This is a genomic window from Corynebacterium axilliensis, from assembly GCF_046097495.1.
Lineage (GTDB): Bacteria > Actinomycetota > Actinomycetes > Mycobacteriales > Mycobacteriaceae > Corynebacterium.
The window spans coordinates 73,285-88,449 of sequence record NZ_CP175768.1 but is presented as its reverse complement, the minus strand read 5'-3'; the positions used below and the strand labels follow the sequence as shown (position 1 = coordinate 88,449).

Annotated in this window: 20 protein-coding genes; 9 read left to right on the top strand and 11 right to left on the bottom strand. The window is 63.7% G+C overall.

From position 1 onward, the window contains the following. Positions 1 to 31 precede the first annotated feature (31 nt). Entirely contained in the window at positions 32 to 712 is a 681-nt protein-coding gene (locus ACKFR8_RS00530; RefSeq protein WP_296132082.1) for an SAF domain-containing protein, read from the top strand. A 185-nt stretch (positions 713 to 897) separates the two neighbouring features. Continuing rightward, on the top strand, positions 898 to 1,374 hold the full coding sequence (gene mscL, locus ACKFR8_RS00525) for a large-conductance mechanosensitive channel protein MscL (RefSeq protein ID WP_306507671.1): 477 nt from the start codon (positions 898 to 900) through the stop codon (positions 1,372 to 1,374). Between the two features lie 110 nt (positions 1,375 to 1,484). On the opposite strand, the gene ACKFR8_RS00520 is transcribed toward mscL, so the two are convergent. The 7 genes from ACKFR8_RS00520 to ACKFR8_RS00490 all read right to left on the bottom strand — a co-directional run bounded on the left by ACKFR8_RS00520 (position 1,485) and on the right by ACKFR8_RS00490 (position 7,065). Continuing rightward, entirely contained in the window at positions 1,485 to 1,763 is a 279-nt protein-coding gene (locus ACKFR8_RS00520) for a hypothetical protein (protein ID WP_296132088.1), read from the bottom strand. After that, positions 1,763 to 2,356, bottom strand: a complete 594-nt coding sequence (locus ACKFR8_RS00515; protein ID WP_296132091.1) for a MogA/MoaB family molybdenum cofactor biosynthesis protein — start codon at positions 2,354 to 2,356, stop codon at positions 1,763 to 1,765. The genes ACKFR8_RS00520 and ACKFR8_RS00515 overlap by 1 nt, the downstream gene beginning before the upstream one ends. A gap of 120 nt (positions 2,357 to 2,476) precedes the next feature. Beyond that, on the bottom strand, positions 2,477 to 3,982 hold the full coding sequence (locus tag ACKFR8_RS00510) for a S1C family serine protease (protein WP_408930289.1): 1,506 nt from the start codon (positions 3,980 to 3,982) through the stop codon (positions 2,477 to 2,479). A 143-nt stretch (positions 3,983 to 4,125) separates the two neighbouring features. Further along, positions 4,126 to 5,679 carry a HAMP domain-containing sensor histidine kinase gene (locus ACKFR8_RS00505; protein ID WP_408930288.1) on the bottom strand — a complete coding sequence of 518 codons (1,554 nt, stop codon included), beginning with the start codon at positions 5,677 to 5,679 and terminating at the stop codon, positions 4,126 to 4,128. After that, the gene (locus ACKFR8_RS00500; protein WP_296132102.1) at positions 5,676 to 6,374 is read right to left on the bottom strand and encodes a response regulator transcription factor; all 699 of its coding nucleotides are present in this window, start codon (positions 6,372 to 6,374) and stop codon (positions 5,676 to 5,678) included. The genes ACKFR8_RS00505 and ACKFR8_RS00500 overlap by 4 nt, the downstream gene beginning before the upstream one ends. 232 nt (positions 6,375 to 6,606) lie before the next feature. Continuing rightward, positions 6,607 to 6,780: a 50S ribosomal protein L32 gene (gene rpmF / locus ACKFR8_RS00495; protein ID WP_296132105.1), complete on the bottom strand. Its 174-nt coding sequence runs from the start codon at positions 6,778 to 6,780 to the stop codon at positions 6,607 to 6,609. Positions 6,781 to 6,795: 15 nt separating this feature from the next. Next, positions 6,796 to 7,065 (bottom strand): type B 50S ribosomal protein L31, encoded by a 270-nt coding sequence (locus ACKFR8_RS00490; RefSeq protein WP_070520710.1) that lies wholly within the window; start codon positions 7,063 to 7,065, stop codon positions 6,796 to 6,798. A 405-nt stretch (positions 7,066 to 7,470) separates the two neighbouring features. Between ACKFR8_RS00490 and rpmB the strand changes: the two genes are divergently transcribed. The 6 genes from rpmB (at position 7,471) to ACKFR8_RS00460 (ending at position 10,268) form a co-directional block, all read left to right on the top strand. After that, positions 7,471 to 7,707, top strand: a complete 237-nt coding sequence (gene rpmB, locus ACKFR8_RS00485; RefSeq protein WP_005279911.1) for a 50S ribosomal protein L28 — start codon at positions 7,471 to 7,473, stop codon at positions 7,705 to 7,707. 2 nt (positions 7,708 to 7,709) lie between these two features. Then, positions 7,710 to 7,874, top strand: coding sequence for a 50S ribosomal protein L33 (rpmG, locus tag ACKFR8_RS00480; RefSeq protein WP_010187624.1), 165 nt, complete (start codon positions 7,710 to 7,712; stop codon positions 7,872 to 7,874). 3 nt (positions 7,875 to 7,877) lie between these two features. Further along, positions 7,878 to 8,183 (top strand): 30S ribosomal protein S14, encoded by a 306-nt coding sequence (gene rpsN, locus ACKFR8_RS00475; RefSeq protein ID WP_408930287.1) that lies wholly within the window; start codon positions 7,878 to 7,880, stop codon positions 8,181 to 8,183. Positions 8,184 to 8,198: 15 nt separating this feature from the next. After that, a complete protein-coding gene (gene rpsR, locus ACKFR8_RS00470) occupies positions 8,199 to 8,453 on the top strand; it encodes a 30S ribosomal protein S18 (protein WP_296133631.1) in 255 nt (84 codons plus the stop codon). A 202-nt stretch (positions 8,454 to 8,655) separates the two neighbouring features. Beyond that, positions 8,656 to 9,444, top strand: a complete 789-nt coding sequence (locus ACKFR8_RS00465) for a hypothetical protein (RefSeq protein ID WP_408930286.1) — start codon at positions 8,656 to 8,658, stop codon at positions 9,442 to 9,444. A 101-nt stretch (positions 9,445 to 9,545) separates the two neighbouring features. Next, a complete protein-coding gene (locus tag ACKFR8_RS00460; RefSeq protein WP_408930285.1) occupies positions 9,546 to 10,268 on the top strand; it encodes a TetR/AcrR family transcriptional regulator in 723 nt (240 codons plus the stop codon). On the opposite strand, the gene ACKFR8_RS00455 is transcribed toward ACKFR8_RS00460, so the two are convergent. Further along, a complete protein-coding gene (locus ACKFR8_RS00455) occupies positions 10,265 to 10,948 on the bottom strand; it encodes a DNA-binding response regulator (protein WP_408930284.1) in 684 nt (227 codons plus the stop codon). The genes ACKFR8_RS00460 and ACKFR8_RS00455 overlap by 4 nt on opposite strands. Positions 10,949 to 11,073: 125 nt before the next feature. Continuing rightward, positions 11,074 to 12,267, bottom strand: coding sequence for a serine/threonine-protein kinase (locus tag ACKFR8_RS00450; protein ID WP_408930283.1), 1,194 nt, complete (start codon positions 12,265 to 12,267; stop codon positions 11,074 to 11,076). 146 nt (positions 12,268 to 12,413) lie between these two features. Between ACKFR8_RS00450 and ACKFR8_RS00445 the strand changes: the two genes are divergently transcribed. After that, the gene (locus ACKFR8_RS00445; protein ID WP_296133640.1) at positions 12,414 to 13,208 is read left to right on the top strand and encodes a hypothetical protein; all 795 of its coding nucleotides are present in this window, start codon (positions 12,414 to 12,416) and stop codon (positions 13,206 to 13,208) included. A gap of 24 nt (positions 13,209 to 13,232) precedes the next feature. Here ACKFR8_RS00445 and ACKFR8_RS00440 read toward each other — a convergent pair whose 3' ends face one another. Together ACKFR8_RS00440 and ACKFR8_RS00435 are read right to left on the bottom strand one after the other, a co-directional pair. Continuing rightward, complete coding sequence (locus ACKFR8_RS00440; protein ID WP_296133643.1) at positions 13,233 to 14,153, bottom strand: hypothetical protein; 921 nt, start codon at positions 14,151 to 14,153, stop codon at positions 13,233 to 13,235. Further along, entirely contained in the window at positions 14,153 to 14,977 is an 825-nt protein-coding gene (locus tag ACKFR8_RS00435; RefSeq protein ID WP_296133646.1) for a hypothetical protein, read from the bottom strand. The genes ACKFR8_RS00440 and ACKFR8_RS00435 overlap by 1 nt, the downstream gene beginning before the upstream one ends. Positions 14,978 to 15,165 lie beyond the last annotated feature (188 nt).

The window sequence follows — 15,165 nt, the reverse complement described above, 5'->3', positions numbered from 1 at the left end:
CGTGTCGCCCTGGGTGCAGTCTAAGAAGGACATGAACCTGCTTTCCGTCCTGCGCACCCCGGGCCACCGGCGCAGCGTCCTTGTGCGGCGCATGGTGGCTTTACTCTTGTTGCTGGCTGCAGCGATCAGCGCGGTGACGGCCGCCCAGGAGCAGCCCCGCACGGTGGTGCTGGCGCGCGACGTGGCGGCGGGGCAAGAGCTGGTGCTGGGCGACGTCTCCGTGGCCCGCATCCCCTCCTCCGCACTGCCCGCCACGGCCCTGGGCAGCGATCCCGAACAAGCCGTCGGCCGCGTGCTCGTGGCCTCCGCCGGGGCCGGAGAAATCCTCACCACCACGCGATTGCTCAGCGCCGACTTGGTCGCCAACTTTGGGATGGAGGAAGCACACCTTATCCCCATCACACTGGCGGAGCCGGAGATCGCCGGCAACCTACACCATGGAGATACCGTCAACATCGTCGCCGGCGACGCCGGCCCCGGCCCCGCGCCTGCTCCGGTGACTGACGTTGACGCTAACGGCGCGGTCTTCGATGCAGCAGCTTCCACCATCGCTACTGGAGCGCGCGTGGTGTCGGTAGGTGCGGCAGAGGACAGCGGCCGGCGCACCACACTGCTCGTAGCGTTACCTGCGCAGGCAGCAGAGACAGTGGCGGCGGCTTCCCTGGCCCGACCTCTTACCGTCGTCATCGTCGGCGACCGCGCCTCTGGCTAGCCCGCACGCTCGGCACATGTTGGTGACGCCAACTTGTGCGTACTACTCTATGTGCTGACCGCACGGATTCTGGGTGCAGCACGGCTCCCTTATCGCGGCCTGCGCAGCAGCGCCCCCGCGCGGTTCGTCTCCACAGTGTTTTCACCACTTTCACGAGTTTTCACCTAGTCAGAAAAGGGATACCTATGCTCAAGGGCTTTAAAGACTTCATCATGCGCGGCAACGTCATCGAGCTGGCCGTCGCTGTCATCATCGGTTCCGCATTCACCGCCATCGTCACCGCAGTGACCGACCACCTCATTCGGCCGCTGATTAACTCTGTAGGCTCGGCCGACGTGGGCCGCCTAGGCTTCGCTATCACCGATAGCCCGGACACCTTCCTAGACTTCGGCGCAGTCATCACCGCCGCCATCAACTTCCTGATCATCGCTGCCGTTGTGTACTTCGGCATCGTTGCCCCGATCAACGCGCTGACCGAGCGCGCCAAGCGCCGCCAAGGTGTGGACCCAGAGGAGCCGGCGCCGACCACCGAGCAGCTGCTGTCCGACATCCGTGACCTGCTCGCAGCTCAGAACGGCACCACCGCCGGCACCGGCACCAGCACCAGCAGCACTGAGGCTGGCTCCACCGGAACCGGCACCACCCCGCCGACCGCGAAGTAAGCCCCCGCCGGCACTGCATATATAACAAGCCGCATGCTCCCCACGTGGGACATGCGGCTTTTCCTATGGTGACGCTTAGTGGCGTTTGTAATGACGCTATTGGAGAGACGCTACTGCGTCGTTCCGAAGTGCGGAGGAATATTTTCGCGGTAAAAGGCCTCCCCGGTCGGGTCGTCCTCGCCCGCCGCGGCAGCTGACGCCACGTCGGCGTCGTCAAAGACGACGGAGCGCATCTCGTCATCCCCGCTACGACCTTGCCCGGCGAATACTCCCGCAGCACCTGGGCCCGTGGGGGTGTCGAAGCTGCGGTCGTAGTTCTCCGCGGTGGAGGTCCGGGTAGCGCGGCGGCGCTGTCGCGGCCCCCGCCCCGGACGGTGTTCCTGCGGCATTAGACGCTGGTCTTCTGCAGCTGATCGACGAGGTGATGAACCAGCGGGGTCAGCGTGGCCATGCCATCGCGCACGGCTGCACGCGACGACGCCACGTTGACGATCACCGTGGAGCCGGAAACGCCCGAGATGCCGCGCGACGTGCACGCATCGACCGCGCCGCAGGCCTGCCCGGAAGAGCGCAGCGCCTGCGCCACTCCCGGAACCATCTGATCCAGCACTGCCCGCGTGGCCTCCGGGGTCTTATCTCGCGGGCCCACTCCGGTACCGCCAATGGTGAGGACAAGATCGACGCCGCCGACCACGCCGGTCTCGATGGCCTGGCGAATCTTGGACTTCTTCGACTTCACAATGACAGCACCGTCGACAGTAAAGTCCGCCTCTGTGAGCAGCTCACCCGCCAGGCGGGAAGTATCCTGCGCAGAGTCATCCGGATGGTCCGTCACGATAACAACCAGCGCGCGGCGCGGCGCTTGAACGCTTTGCTCCTGCTCGCTCGCAATGAGAAATGCATCATCGGGCTCGGTGACGTTATCCAGCTCGTGCGAGGCATCACGCCCCAGCAGCTTGGTCGCGTCGTTGTTCTCTGCCACGGGAGGTCTCCTTAGTGGGTGGAAGGTGTCGGTGCCTGTGTCGTGCTCTCTGAATTGAGTGGGCGCCCCACAGGGCGCCCCTTAGTGCGGTGTACGCGACACCGCCGGCTGACTGTTAACTTACTCGCTTGCCAGCGTTACCTCTACCTGACGAGTCTCATCGCTATCCTCGCGCTTGACCTCCAGCGTGACCTTCGCGCCGAACTCCTGGGAACGGGTGGCCGCGATGAGGGAGTCCGAGCTCTCGATGAGGCGATCGTTAACGCGGGTGACCACGTCTCCGGACTTCAGTCCTGCCTTGTCCGCCGGGCTATCGGGTTCGACCTCCACGATTTGCGCGCCGTAGACGTCGCTCTGCGCGCGCACCTTCACGCCCAAGGTGGGATGCTTGACCTCACCGTTGTTGATGAGCTCATCGGCCATGCGCTTGGCAAAGTTGGAGGGGATGGCAAAGCCCAAGCCAATGGAGCCGCCTTCACCACTCACGCTGCTTGCCAGCGACGCAATCATCGAGTTCATGCCCACGATGTTGCCGTCCATATCCACCAGCGGGCCACCCGAGTTACCGGGGTTGACCGCGGCGTCGGTCTGGATAGCGTCGATCAGCGAGGACTCGCCTCCCTCCTGGGAGGCGCGCACTGGGCGGTTCTTCGCCGAGACGATACCGGAGGTCACCGTCGCGTTCAGGCCCAGCGGGGAGCCCACGGCGACGACCTGCTGTCCCACCGTCGCAGCGTCGGAGTCACCAAACTGCAGGTACGGCAGATCCTTCACGTCCTCGATCTTGATCACGGCAACGTCTGTCGTGGCATCGGAGGCCACAAACGTGGCGGTGTGGCGGGAGCCATCGTTCATGGTCACCTCAAGGTGGCCGCCGTGGTCCGCACCGGCGACCACGTGGTGGTTAGTCAGCACGTAGCCGTCGGGCGAAATGACAGAGCCAGAGCCCTCTGCCCCACCGCTGGGGTTGAGGTTATAGATGGACACCACTGCAGGCAGCACCTTTGCCGCCACTGCCTCGACCGAGCCATCCGCCGGTTCCTTGCCCGTGCTGTTGGCCACCGGCTGATTCTGCAGGACCTCGTTGACCGTGGCCGTGGAATCATTGTCGTTGGTCGCAGCCCCCACGACGGCACCTGTGACACCACCGGCAGCGACGGCACCAACCAGCATCATGAAGGCAGTGCCCAGTCCTACGGAGCGCTTCTTCTTGGGCTCCTCCGCAATCCGGGCCTGCAGGCCCTGCGCACCGTGAGGCCCGGTGTAGGGCTGCCCTGCATACGCCGGAATTTCCCGCGTCTGCTGCCCCTGGGTGTGCTGGCCGGGTACCGGCTGGCCACCGAAGCCGGTGGCGCGCCCCTGGTTACCCGGCACCTGGCCGGCGTACGGCTGCTGGCCGGAATAGGGGGTGTGCCCTGCGTAAGGCACCTGACCAGCCTGCTGGCTGTGTGACTGACCTGCGCTGGTGTCGGAGCGCGGTTGGTTCCATCCATTCGACGAGGTGGCACCGTTGTGTCCCACAGAGTTCCCAGCTGTATTGTGGGCCGCATTCTGAGCTTCATTGCGAGCTGCGTTGTGTGCGCCGTTGCCCTGCGGGTTATCCATGTTCGAGTTCCTCATGTTCATGCCTCTTAGTCTGCACCATCGTGCTGACGCGCGTCTGTTACTCCACTGCAAGTGTGCTAGGAAAAGCTGAACGTTTCCTGTATGGAGTGACCTGGGGTGTTAGCCAGCTTAACGTCGCCAAGCACACGCGTCACGCCGCCTGCTTAACCCTGGTTGAACCACCGCTCGGCGAAGATGGCTCCGCGGTCCTTTTGCTCATAGTTATCGAAATCATTGGGCTGTTCCTCCAACCCGTCAACCATGGCCTCACCCTCGCCCGGCTTGCCTGGCAGGATAACCTCCATGCGGGTACCGCCGTCGGCCGATTCCTTGATGGTGATGACACCGTTGTGGCGCTCCACCACCGCCTTAACAATGGCCAAGCCCAGGCCAGAGCCCGGCATCGAGCGAGCCTCCGCAGAACGGTAGAAGCGCTCGAAGACTTTCTCGCGCTCCTCCGGAGCGATGCCCGGACCAGAATCATCCACGCGCAGGCACACCTTGTCGGGGGCCACCTGGCGCATGGACACACGCACCGTGCCAGTCGACGGAGACCACTTCGCCGCGTTATCCATAAGATTCAGCGTGGCGCGGCCCAGCGCAAACGGATCGCCGTCCAACTCCCACGGAATAAACCGCACGCGGAAGTCCACGTCCGGGCGGCGCCGCCGGGCGCGGTTGAGGGAATTCTCCAGCACCTCGTGGAGTTCCACCGGCTCCGGTTCCTTCTCCGTGGCATCTTCGCGTGCCAAGTCAACGAGGTCACCGATGAGGGTAGACAGCTCAGACATCTGCGCCATCACGTCTTCCTCAAGATCGTGCCGGTCCTCGGCGCTAATGCCGAAACCGCCGCCAGACTTGTTGAGCATCATGAGCAGCTCAATGTTCGTGCGCATCGACGTCAGCGGCGTTTTCAGCTCGTGGCCGGCGTCCGCGACGAACTGCGACTGCTGCACGCGCGCGTGCTGCAAGGCAGAGAGCATACGGTTGAAGGAGACGGTCAGCTGCGCCATCTCGTCGTTGTTCTCCACCTCGATGGGGCGCAGGTCGTTGGTCTGGGTCACGTAGTCCGCCGCGCGCTTCAGGCGGGCGATGGGCTGCATACCTGTCTTGGACACCACCATGCCGGCGAAGATGGCGAGCAGCACGCCGAAGGCCACGATAATCAGCAGCACGGAACCCACCGCAGAAATCAGGTCTTCCGTGGAGGAAAGCCCTTTGGCCAGGACCACCACGGCCCCGCCGTCCTGGCGCTTGGCCACCACGCGCTCGCCGCTCACCGTGCGGATCGAGGTCTCGGTGGTGTCACCGTCACGCTTGAAGTCTCCGCCCACCGGCAGCGCGTCACCGTAGGTGAACATTCCTTCCGGCGGGGAGATAGAAACCCGCGTGGAAGGGTTATACAGCTTGAAGGACGCGATCTCCTGATCAATGTTCTGCATGAACACTGGATCCTGCGCCTGGTGAATCAGCAGATCGGCCTGTTGTTCCATCTGCTTGTCCACGCTCGCTGTCATGGACGCAGCAACCAACCAATAGGTCACCAGCGTCATAAGCGCCACGGAAATCGCCACGACGGCGCCCGTGACTAAGGACAAGCGCCAGCGCAACGGCGCCCGTGAAGCAAACCCGCGGCGGCGGGAAGAGAGGGCGAGCCCGGGGGCCGCATCCTCGGCTTCAGAAGGCACCGCGCCAGGCACGGGCCTTCGCAAAATCACGCGGTGGCCTCCCTCAGCACGTAGCCCACGCCACGCACGGTGTGAATGAGGCGAGACTCGCCGTCTTCCTCGGTCTTCTTACGCAGGTAACCGATGTACACCTCGAGGGCGTTGCCCGAGGTGGGGAAATCGTAGCCCCACACCTCCTCGAGGATGGTGTTGCGGGACAGCACCTTGCGTGGGTTCTCCATCAGCAGGTGCAGCAGGGCAAACTCGGTACGCGTCAAGGAAATCTGGCGGGTACCGCGGGTAACCTCACGCGTATCGGCGTCGAGCTTGAGGTCCTCGAAGCTCAGCTGGGTCTCTGCCGGAGGCTTGGCGCCGATGGAATCAGCAGCGGCACGCCGGACGAGGGAGCGCACGCGAGCGAGCAGCTCCTCGAGCGCAAAGGGCTTGGGCAGGTAGTCATCCGCACCGGCGTCCAAGCCGGCCACGCGGTCCGAGACTCCATCGCGCGCGGTGAGGACGAGGATGGGACGGTCCCATCCCTCGCTGCGCAAGGTACGGCACACTTCGAGGCCGTCCATGTTGGGCATCATCACGTCGAGGATGAGCAGCTCTGGGTTGTCACTGTGTACGGCCTCGACCGCTTGGACACCATCAGCAGCTAGCGCGACGTCGTAGCCATTGAACTTGAGGGATCGGCGGAGGGATTCGCGTACAGCTTGCTCGTCATCCACGACTAGAATCTTCATGGTGTCAATTATGGCTTATTCAGGGCATTTTCACGAAGTTTCACGTAAGATTTTGCCCCCTTAAATTCCCCCCTCACGGCACTACCACTGTATTCACGAAGCACTTTTAGGAAAATACATAAGTATAAAACGACAACAACCCCGGAAAGTCCGCCATTACACGGGACGATTCCGGGGTTGCGCTCTGTATGAAAGCGTTAAGCCGCGTTAAGCCACAGCGGGCACAATGGGCTTAGAACTGCTCCACGTCGACGAGGCCGAGCTTGGCAGCCTTGACCAGGCGGCGCGGGATGCGCACGGTCTGGCCGTCGATGGTGACTTCCTGGAGGGCAGCGTTGTCTGCCTTCCACTGGGAACGGCGAGAGTGGGTGTTCGCGCGGGACTTCTTAAACTTAGGAGTTGCCATCTTTTCCTATCCTCCTTACGCGTTCTTCTTCTTGCGGCGGGCCATTGCGCCGAAGCGCTGGTTGAACTTCTCAACGCGGCCGGCGGTATCCATGACGCGCTGTGCACCGGTCCAGAACGGGTGGGACTCAGCGGTCACGTCGACGACGATGAGCGGGTACTCGTTGCCGTCTTCCCACTCAACGGTGCGCTCGGAGGTGGCGGTGGACTTGGTCAGGAAGGAGTGGCCGGTACCGGCGTCCTTGAAGACCACCGGGTGGTAATCCGGGTGGATATCTTTCTTCATATGTCGATTCCCTCAGGGTTGAACTTCGGGTCGGTTCCACACGCCTTGGGTGTGGATCGTGCCCGAGTTGGGTCTCAATGCTTACAAACTGTGCGGCTTAAGCCGACAACTTGAGATATCCTACAGGTCTACGGCTAAAAAGCTAAATCCCCGTCCCGCAACCGCTTCCCTATCCCTTTATCGCGCCGACTCGGGGGATGCGAGGCAGCGATTAGGTTCTGCGCCAGCTGGCATGTAAGATTTCCCCTTGCTGTTGTCAAAGTAATCGTTTTACGCCCCATCAACTGGTGTTCAACGGATATATGCCTCCTGCTCAACCTCACTTTTTAGAGCGCCGCGCCTCACCGCGGATATAGGCACTCCGTTAGTCGCTTTCGATGTGGGCGGCTAGGAGAAAGAAGACCCATGTCGGCTATTTGCCAGGTAACGGGCCGCAAGCCGGAATTCGGCAAGCAGGTCTCGCACTCGCACCGCCGCACCTCGCGCCGTTGGAACCCCAACGTGCAGCGTCGTCGGTACTACCTGCCCTCTGAGGGCCGTACCATCACCCTGAATGTTTCCACCAAGGGCATGAAGATCATCGACCGTGACGGCATCGAGTCCGTTGTGGCCAAGATTCGCGCACGTGGGGAGAAGATCTAAAGATGGCACGTAATGACATCCGTCCAATCATCAAACTGAAGTCCACTGCGGGCACCGGCTACACCTATGTGACCCGTAAGAACAAGCGCAACAACCCGGATCGCATCACTCTGAAGAAGTTCGATCCGATTGTCCGCAAGCACGTCGAATTCCGCGAGGAGCGATAATTTATGGCTAAGAAGTCTAAGATCGCCAAGAACGAGCAGCGCAAGGAAATCGTCGCCCGCTACGCGGAGCGTCGCGCTGAGCTCAAGGCAATCATCAAGAACCCGAACACGCCGGACGACGAGCGCCTCGACGCGCAGTTCGAGCTGAACCGTCAGCCGCGCGACGCCGCCCGCGTCCGCGTCCGTAACCGCGATGCAGCTGATGGCCGCCCGCGCGGTTACCTCCGCAAGTTCGGCCTGTCCCGTGTCCGTATGCGCGGCATGGCTCACCGTGGTGAGCTGCCGGGCGTTCGCAAGTCCAGCTGGTAAAGGGGTAACCACACAATGGCTGTCAAGCGTAATAACCACAAGAAGTTCCGTATGGAGCAGACCCGCCGCCCGAAGAAGAACCCGCTCAAGGCCGAAGGCATTGAGAAGGTCGACTACAAGGAGGTGAAGACCCTGCGTCTTTTCATCTCCGATCGTGGCAAGATCCGCTCCCGTCGCGTCACCGGTCTGACCCCGCAGCAGCAGCGCCAGGTTGCTACTGCCGTCAAGAACGCTCGCGAAATGGCTCTCCTGCCGTTCACGTCCCGCTAAACACTAGCTGGTTTCAACAGCGCACTTTTGCCGCTGTACTCGTGACTCACTAGGACAGGACAAAAGAGCTTCCCAACCGCCGCCTTCCTCCGCTCACCGTGGAGGCAAGGCGGCGGTTGTCGTTTTCACACCAGCAAATCTGTTCTGGCCAGCTAACATCCAGTGCTAGATTGATCCGCTCGATAGAAGGGGCACCACTTTCATGTCGCTGCACAAGTCACTGACTGACTTAAGCGAGCTAGCCGCCCGCTGCCACTCCCCTGCCCACGCGCGGGGAGTACTGGAGGAGGCCCAGTCACTTATCCGCAACGCCACCGAGCACCGCGCTGACGGTGTGGAGTTGGCCGCGTGGTTCTCAAGGATTGTCACGGACGTGGTGCGCTCGCCAGGGTTGTCTAGCCCTGTCCGCCTCACCGGCCCGGCCGCCCGCGGCGACCTGTTGCCTTCCATGCGCATCACGTGGCTAGGCCACGACGAGCAGCTGTTAAGCGTGATTACTGACGCCGGGCTGCGCTGCGCGGCCGTCGAGGAGACTGCCGCCACGCGCGCCGACGCGGGGCTCCCGCTGGGTACTGGTGGCGAGGACGAGCTCTATGCGGACGCCCTGGCCAAGCGCCCGGCCCCGCTCCAGTTGGTCGATTGTCTACCGGACCGCACCGCACAGGTCGCGGTGCGCCCGTCACTGCTGGCACCGGTGGCTGCTCTCGCGCGGTGGGCTGCGCCGGCGCCCCTCCCCACCCCGGACCGCCTGGCCATCGGCGTAGAGCGCGAGCTGCTCACTACCGGTGAAGCCGAGGGCCTTACGCTGGCGTGGGGCACAGGTGTGGCACTCGAGCTGGGGCGGTGGCACGATGGCGTCGACAAGCACAGCGTCACCCTGGCGGACCTGGCTCCGCTGGATCGCACCGCCTACGGCTCGGCGTGCCGTACCGTCTCCGCTGCTGTCGAATCGATTGTGACCCGGCACGGTAGTGTGGTCGGTAGCAACTAGGAGTGCGTACGGGACCGAATTAAATTCTTTGCACCCCGCGGAGTACGATAGCGGAGTTGAAAATAGTTGTTGTCTGATCCTCGTCGAAGGGAGTTCGCCGCATGGCAGGTACGGTAGGTAGGCCGCGCAAGAACAGTCCGCGCCGCCGCGGAAACACCGCGCGTGAGGAGATCCTGGACGCATCCTCGGAGCTTTTTACCACCCAGGGTTTTGCTACCACTTCCACGCACCAGATCGCGGACGCTGTAGGTATCCGCCAGGCCTCCCTGTATTACCACTTCCCCTCGAAGACGGACATCTTCCTCACGCTGCTCAACGCCACGATTGAGCCCTCCCTGGAGCTGGCAGAAGAGCTTGCCGCCTCCGATGCGGATTCCGCCCAGCGCCTGTGGTCACTCGTGGCCGCAGAGTCCCGCCTGCTGCTTACCTCAGCGTGGAACGTCGGCCGCTTGTACCAGCTCCCGGTAGCTAATTCCCCGGAGTTTGGTGAGTTCCACGCGCAGCGCGACAAGCTAAGGGAGCACTTCCGTTCCGCCGCCGCCGGCATCGTCGGCGCGGAAGACCCGCGCATTGAGCTGCCGTTCCACATCGCGCTCTCCGTGATCGAGATGCGCCCCAACGATGGCACCGCCCCGTTCGATGCCTCGCAGCGGGTGCCTGAGCAATCCGCCATGTTGGCGGACGCCGCCCTGGCCGTCCTCGGCTCTACCCCTCCTGCCGATGCGGAGACGAAGACGCTGGAGCTGCTCAAGAATCGCAATGATTCCATCTCCTCCGCCGCCGCGGCCGCCGCGGCGCGGAAGAAGGCGCCGAAGAAGTCCTAGCGCAGTCGCTGCAGCGCGTAGTGCGCGAGGTAGGTCTTATAAGGCTTGTACACCTTCTCCCCATCGGCCTTGAGGCTTTCGACCAAGCGATCCATCTTCTGGTTCGTCTTCTTCTCCGTCCAGCCCAGGGCCTCGGCGACCTCCCGGACAGAAGGAATGTCCGCGTCGGTGGCGCCGGGCTTGCGCAGGTAGCTGGCTAGCTGGCGCAACAGCTCCTCCTGCTCGTCGTTGGGGACGTGGCGGGTGCGGGTGCGCTCATCCTCATCGAATTCATACGTGCGCTGGGTGCGGCGGGCGTTGTGGGCGTTTTCGACGTCGAGGTAAAGCTCATAGGGGCATTCGGGGGTCTCGAACGTGATGCGCGATGGCCCCGGCGGCACAGCAGCTACCGCGCGCGGGCCTAGGTCGATGCGGGAAAACCCGCTGACCCCGCGCAGGTCAATGCGCAGCGGAATGTGGCGCCCCATGTTAGTGATCATCCAGCCCTGGCCGCTGTACCAGAGATGGAAAAGGCGGCGGTGCAGTGACAGGTCGTCCTCGCCAACGCGGAAGTCGCCGGCACGCCCGACGACGAGTTCCTCCCCCGGAGCAATGACCCGCACGCCACCAATCAGGTCATCAATGCGCAGCCTCGGCCCTGTGTGCTGCCCTGGCTGGGGACGGGATTCGTGCTGGCTCATGTGCGGGACACCTCCGAATTGCGCGACAGGCATGGCGAAAGGCCATACCGGAAACTACACACAGTGTAGCGGCTGCAACATTCTCCGCCGCGCTAGGCCAGCGCTCGGTGCGGTCTATGCCGCTCCTACGCCACTATGGCCCACGTCACCAACGCGATGAGGATGATGACCACGACGGTGATGGCGATGATCAGCGCGTTGGTACTGTCCTTCTTTGCGGGACTGCTCTGGGCACCGGGCGAGGCGGCAAAGGACACAGCATTCGCAGACGGTGTTACCGCGCCGTCGTACTGAACATTCTGTGGGTGGTAGGCAGGGCGCTGCGCGGAGTTGAGGTGAAACGGATTCGCGGCGTACTGGAACTGCGGGGCCGGCGCATGCGCTGCAGCAGCCGCGCTTGCCGACGCCTCACCGCTCCCCACCTGAGCGCTGCGCTCCAGCGCGTCGATGAAGTCCATCGCCTTGGGAAAACGCCGCATAGGCACGCTATCGAGGGCTTTGTCCATCACCTGGTGCACCTGCCCGGCAACGCGAGCAGTCCCCGGCTCGAGGAACGCTGCAAAGGCATCGCTGGTCAGGTCCGGCACGCGCCGCGTTCCCCACCACTCGCTGCGCGGCATCGTGTCCTTGAGATGATGCAGCGTAAGCATCTCAAACGCGATGAGCGCCAAGGAATAGTCGTCCGCCCGTGCCGATAAGTCGTCGTCGCCATACGCTTGGCCGTTGTTTTCCGGGGCGGCATACTTCTCGGTGCCCACGATGTGGCCGATCTTGGTCATGCGCGATTGGCCCTCTTGGATACTGATGCCGAAGTCACTGAGCACCGCCGGCGCCAAGGAGCCGGGGTTGCGACGCAACAGCACGTTGGCCGGTTTGAGGTCGCGGTGGACCCACCCCGGGCTCAGCTCATGGTGCATGTAGTCCAGCGCCGCGGCAATGGGCCGAAGGTAGTAGACCACTTCTGCCACCGAGAAACCAGTGCGCGTCTCGGCGCGGTTCCGGATGGCCTGGGCCAGGGTTCCGCCATCGACGTACTCCATGAACATTGCCGCATCGCCGCGCGGCGTGGTGTCCCTGGAATAGAGCTTCACCACTCCGGGGTGCTGCCCAATCTTGGTCAGCGCTCGCATCTCATTGTTGAACCGGGCGGTCGCTGCCTCATCGCCAACGCCTTCCAGCAGAAACTTCACGGCGTCCTCGCGCGCCAAGTCCGGCTCGGTGGCGTGAAAGACCTGTCCCATACCGCCTTGCCCCAGCTCATACACGTCTGTGCAGCGCTTGTGTTGGGTCAGCCAAGTGGCGAAATAGGAATTAGTCACTGCACCATTGCACCATAAGCGCAGCGTGTGACAAGGATCCCCCGGTCCCTCTTCCCCCGAATGGAGGGTAATCCCCCGCGGTTCCAGCCCCGCGGGCAACACCCGTTATGCTACGTGTTGTTCTCACACTGATTTCCAAGGATTCTATGACCACCCCAGGATTTGGTACTAACCCTTTCTCCGAGCCATCAACGCCAACGCCGCCTACCCCCACGCCGGCGTCGGCAGCTCCTGTACCCAATCCAGCGAATCAGGCCCATCAACCCCGTCAACGCAGCCTCGTCCCGGTCGTGTGCGCCATAGCCATCCTTCTCGCGCTTGTCATTGCCGGCGTGGTCATCTGGAACGACGTCCGCTCCGCCAGCCAGAACCAGCCGGGCGGCGCTGATAGCGGCGCTGCCGTGGCGAAGAGCTTTACCCCGAACTCCGCTCCCGAGAACGCCGGCAGCTCCGCGGCGCAGGGCGCTGCTTCACAGTCTCCGAGCACTGAGGCTTCCGGTCCGACGCCTCCGGCAGAGAGCGCTGTGCAGAACCCGTCCCCGCAGCCGCCGACGACTCGTTCTTCTCCTGCGAAGAAGACCTCCACCCGCACCCAGTCGCAGGACTCGGACGATCGTCCGGCGGGACTTGCAGCCAGCGGTTGGTCCGGCCAGCCTGGTGCCCGCTGCCAGTACGGTGAGAACATGGTCTTCGCGGCTAAGTCTGACAGTGATCCCAAGGCGTATATCGTCATCTGCGACAAGGCGGGCGGGCTGTACTACCGCGGGGTCTGGCCCAAGGGCGCCGCATTCGGGCCGGCGAAGGGCGGTGGTGACACGTTTAGCGTCGACGTGCTCAACCCGGAGAACGGAAATTCCTCCGGCCTGATCCTCAGCATCCGCGGAAACGACTATGACATCGACGGCGACGCCGGCACGTTCGATGTCCATTGGAGCAACTAGCCGGTCGTACCCGAAGGCAGCGGCCTACACCGCTGCCTGGTGACAGTCGGCCTCAGGCCAGGTGACGTCGGCAGCCGCCAGCTGCTCGGCAAGCCGCGTGAGCATCTGTTGCGCCTGGCCGTAGTCCCCTGTGGGCGCCTTGGCGTAGATGGCCACGGCGACGGTCTTGCCGCTCAAGGTAACCAGCCCCATCTGCCGGGCCTCATATCCCCCGTCGGCGCTGGGACCCCAGCCGCCCTTCTTCAGCGCGCCTTCGAGGGTGCTCAGGCCGTAGGCCTGCGCAGGATCGGCATCTCCCATGGCCGCCAGGACGGGCTCAGCGCCGTCGAGGCACCCCAGGGAGGCCGCAAACTCCGCCTGGTCTGCCACCGACCACTGGGTTTGGCCGAAGGCGCTAAAACCTTCGCGCGGCGGCGTGGCCGGAACCGTGGCCGTACCGATGATGGCTTGGGTTGCCTGTGCCGCCTGCTGGCCGCCCCCAAGGCTAGTCCATAGCGTATCGGCGGCCGCGTTATCGGAGAAGGTAATGGCCCGCGATACGACCTCAGGGTCCGCCACCCCGGCGCGCTCCGCGGCGATGGCTAGCGGCACCTTCGCCGTCGACCACGCCGCTACGGGCTGTGTAACGCCCGCGCTAACGACCTCGCCTCCACCCGCTACCGCTATCCCGGTGCCTGGGTTGTCGGCCACGATGGCCTCAATGGCTTCCTGGGGCGTGCGTGCGGTGCTCACTGGGGTGTCCTCCGGATGCGTTGTGGGGGCGGTCGGTGCGGCAGAGGCGCTGGAGGACAGCGTGGGCTCCGGCCCGGCGGCCTCCGAGTCAGACGCCGGCGCCGGTGCGGAGACATCGCCGATGGTGCACGCGCTGAGCAGCGCCGCTGCGGCAGCTGCAGCGACAACGGTTGTGTGCTTCTTCGCCCGCGGCGAATTCGGTAGGGCGCGCATTAGAGGATGTACACAATCGCATTGTTGCCACCCTTGCAGGTGACGAATTCCCCGTTATCCGCACAGGTCATCGTGTAGGTGATTTTTGTGATCGGACTATAGGCGTCGATGGTGGCGTTGAGCTCCCGGGTCTCTAGGTAGTGCTTGACGTATTCATCACGCACGACCTCCGCAAACGGCGCCGTGGTCAGGACGGAGTCGCGGTAGACGCTGTTGAAGTTGCCGGCCGGCTCGTTGTTGCGCGCGGCGTCGTTGACTGGCACCGCGCCGCTGGGCAGCTGCGGGTGCTCCGGGCGCTTTTTCGCCGTGGAGGTCGTGGCCGGTGCCTCCGAGGACGCGGTGGCTTCCTCTGTGGTGGCAGCGGCCGATTCCTGGGCTTGGCCGGTGGCCTCCGCCGCGGTGCTCGTCTGGGCGGGCGCTGCCTCATCGGTGCCAGAGCTCTTGAAGAAGACGATGTAGGCCAGTGCCGCAATGACCAAAAGCACGGCGAGGATCAGCACGCCGATGAGCACCGCCTTGCCGCCGTTGCCCGGGCCCTCACCCGACGGCCCGCCCTGCGCGTAGCCGGAGGGGTAGGCGCCGCCGGGCTGCTGCCCGGAGGGCTGGTTGTACTCCGGCTGCAGCGACTGACCACCGTTGCCGGCAAATGGGTTGGAATACTGGGGCTCGCTACTCGCGTAGGTGCTGGGGCGCTGCTGGGTGGGCGGCGCTGCCTCAAAGTCCGCAGTTTCAGGGTGGGTCTCCTGATTGCGCGGCGCGGCGTTGTCGCCCCATCCTTGCGGGCGGGGCGAGCCGAATCCTTGGTTGTGGAATGGATCAGTCACCGAGTCCTCCATGTTCGCTGTGGGCTTGTCTCTACTCCTAAGATACTGCGCGCCGTCGCGTGCTCCCTAAGCCACCGGCAGCGCACGGGGAATGCCCCTTATTTTCGCCCGTGGTGCACACGCGGGTGGGTTTTCGGTTTAAGTTGTTAGGGACAGACCCTCACTTGCGGAAAGGTGTTCTTTCTCTC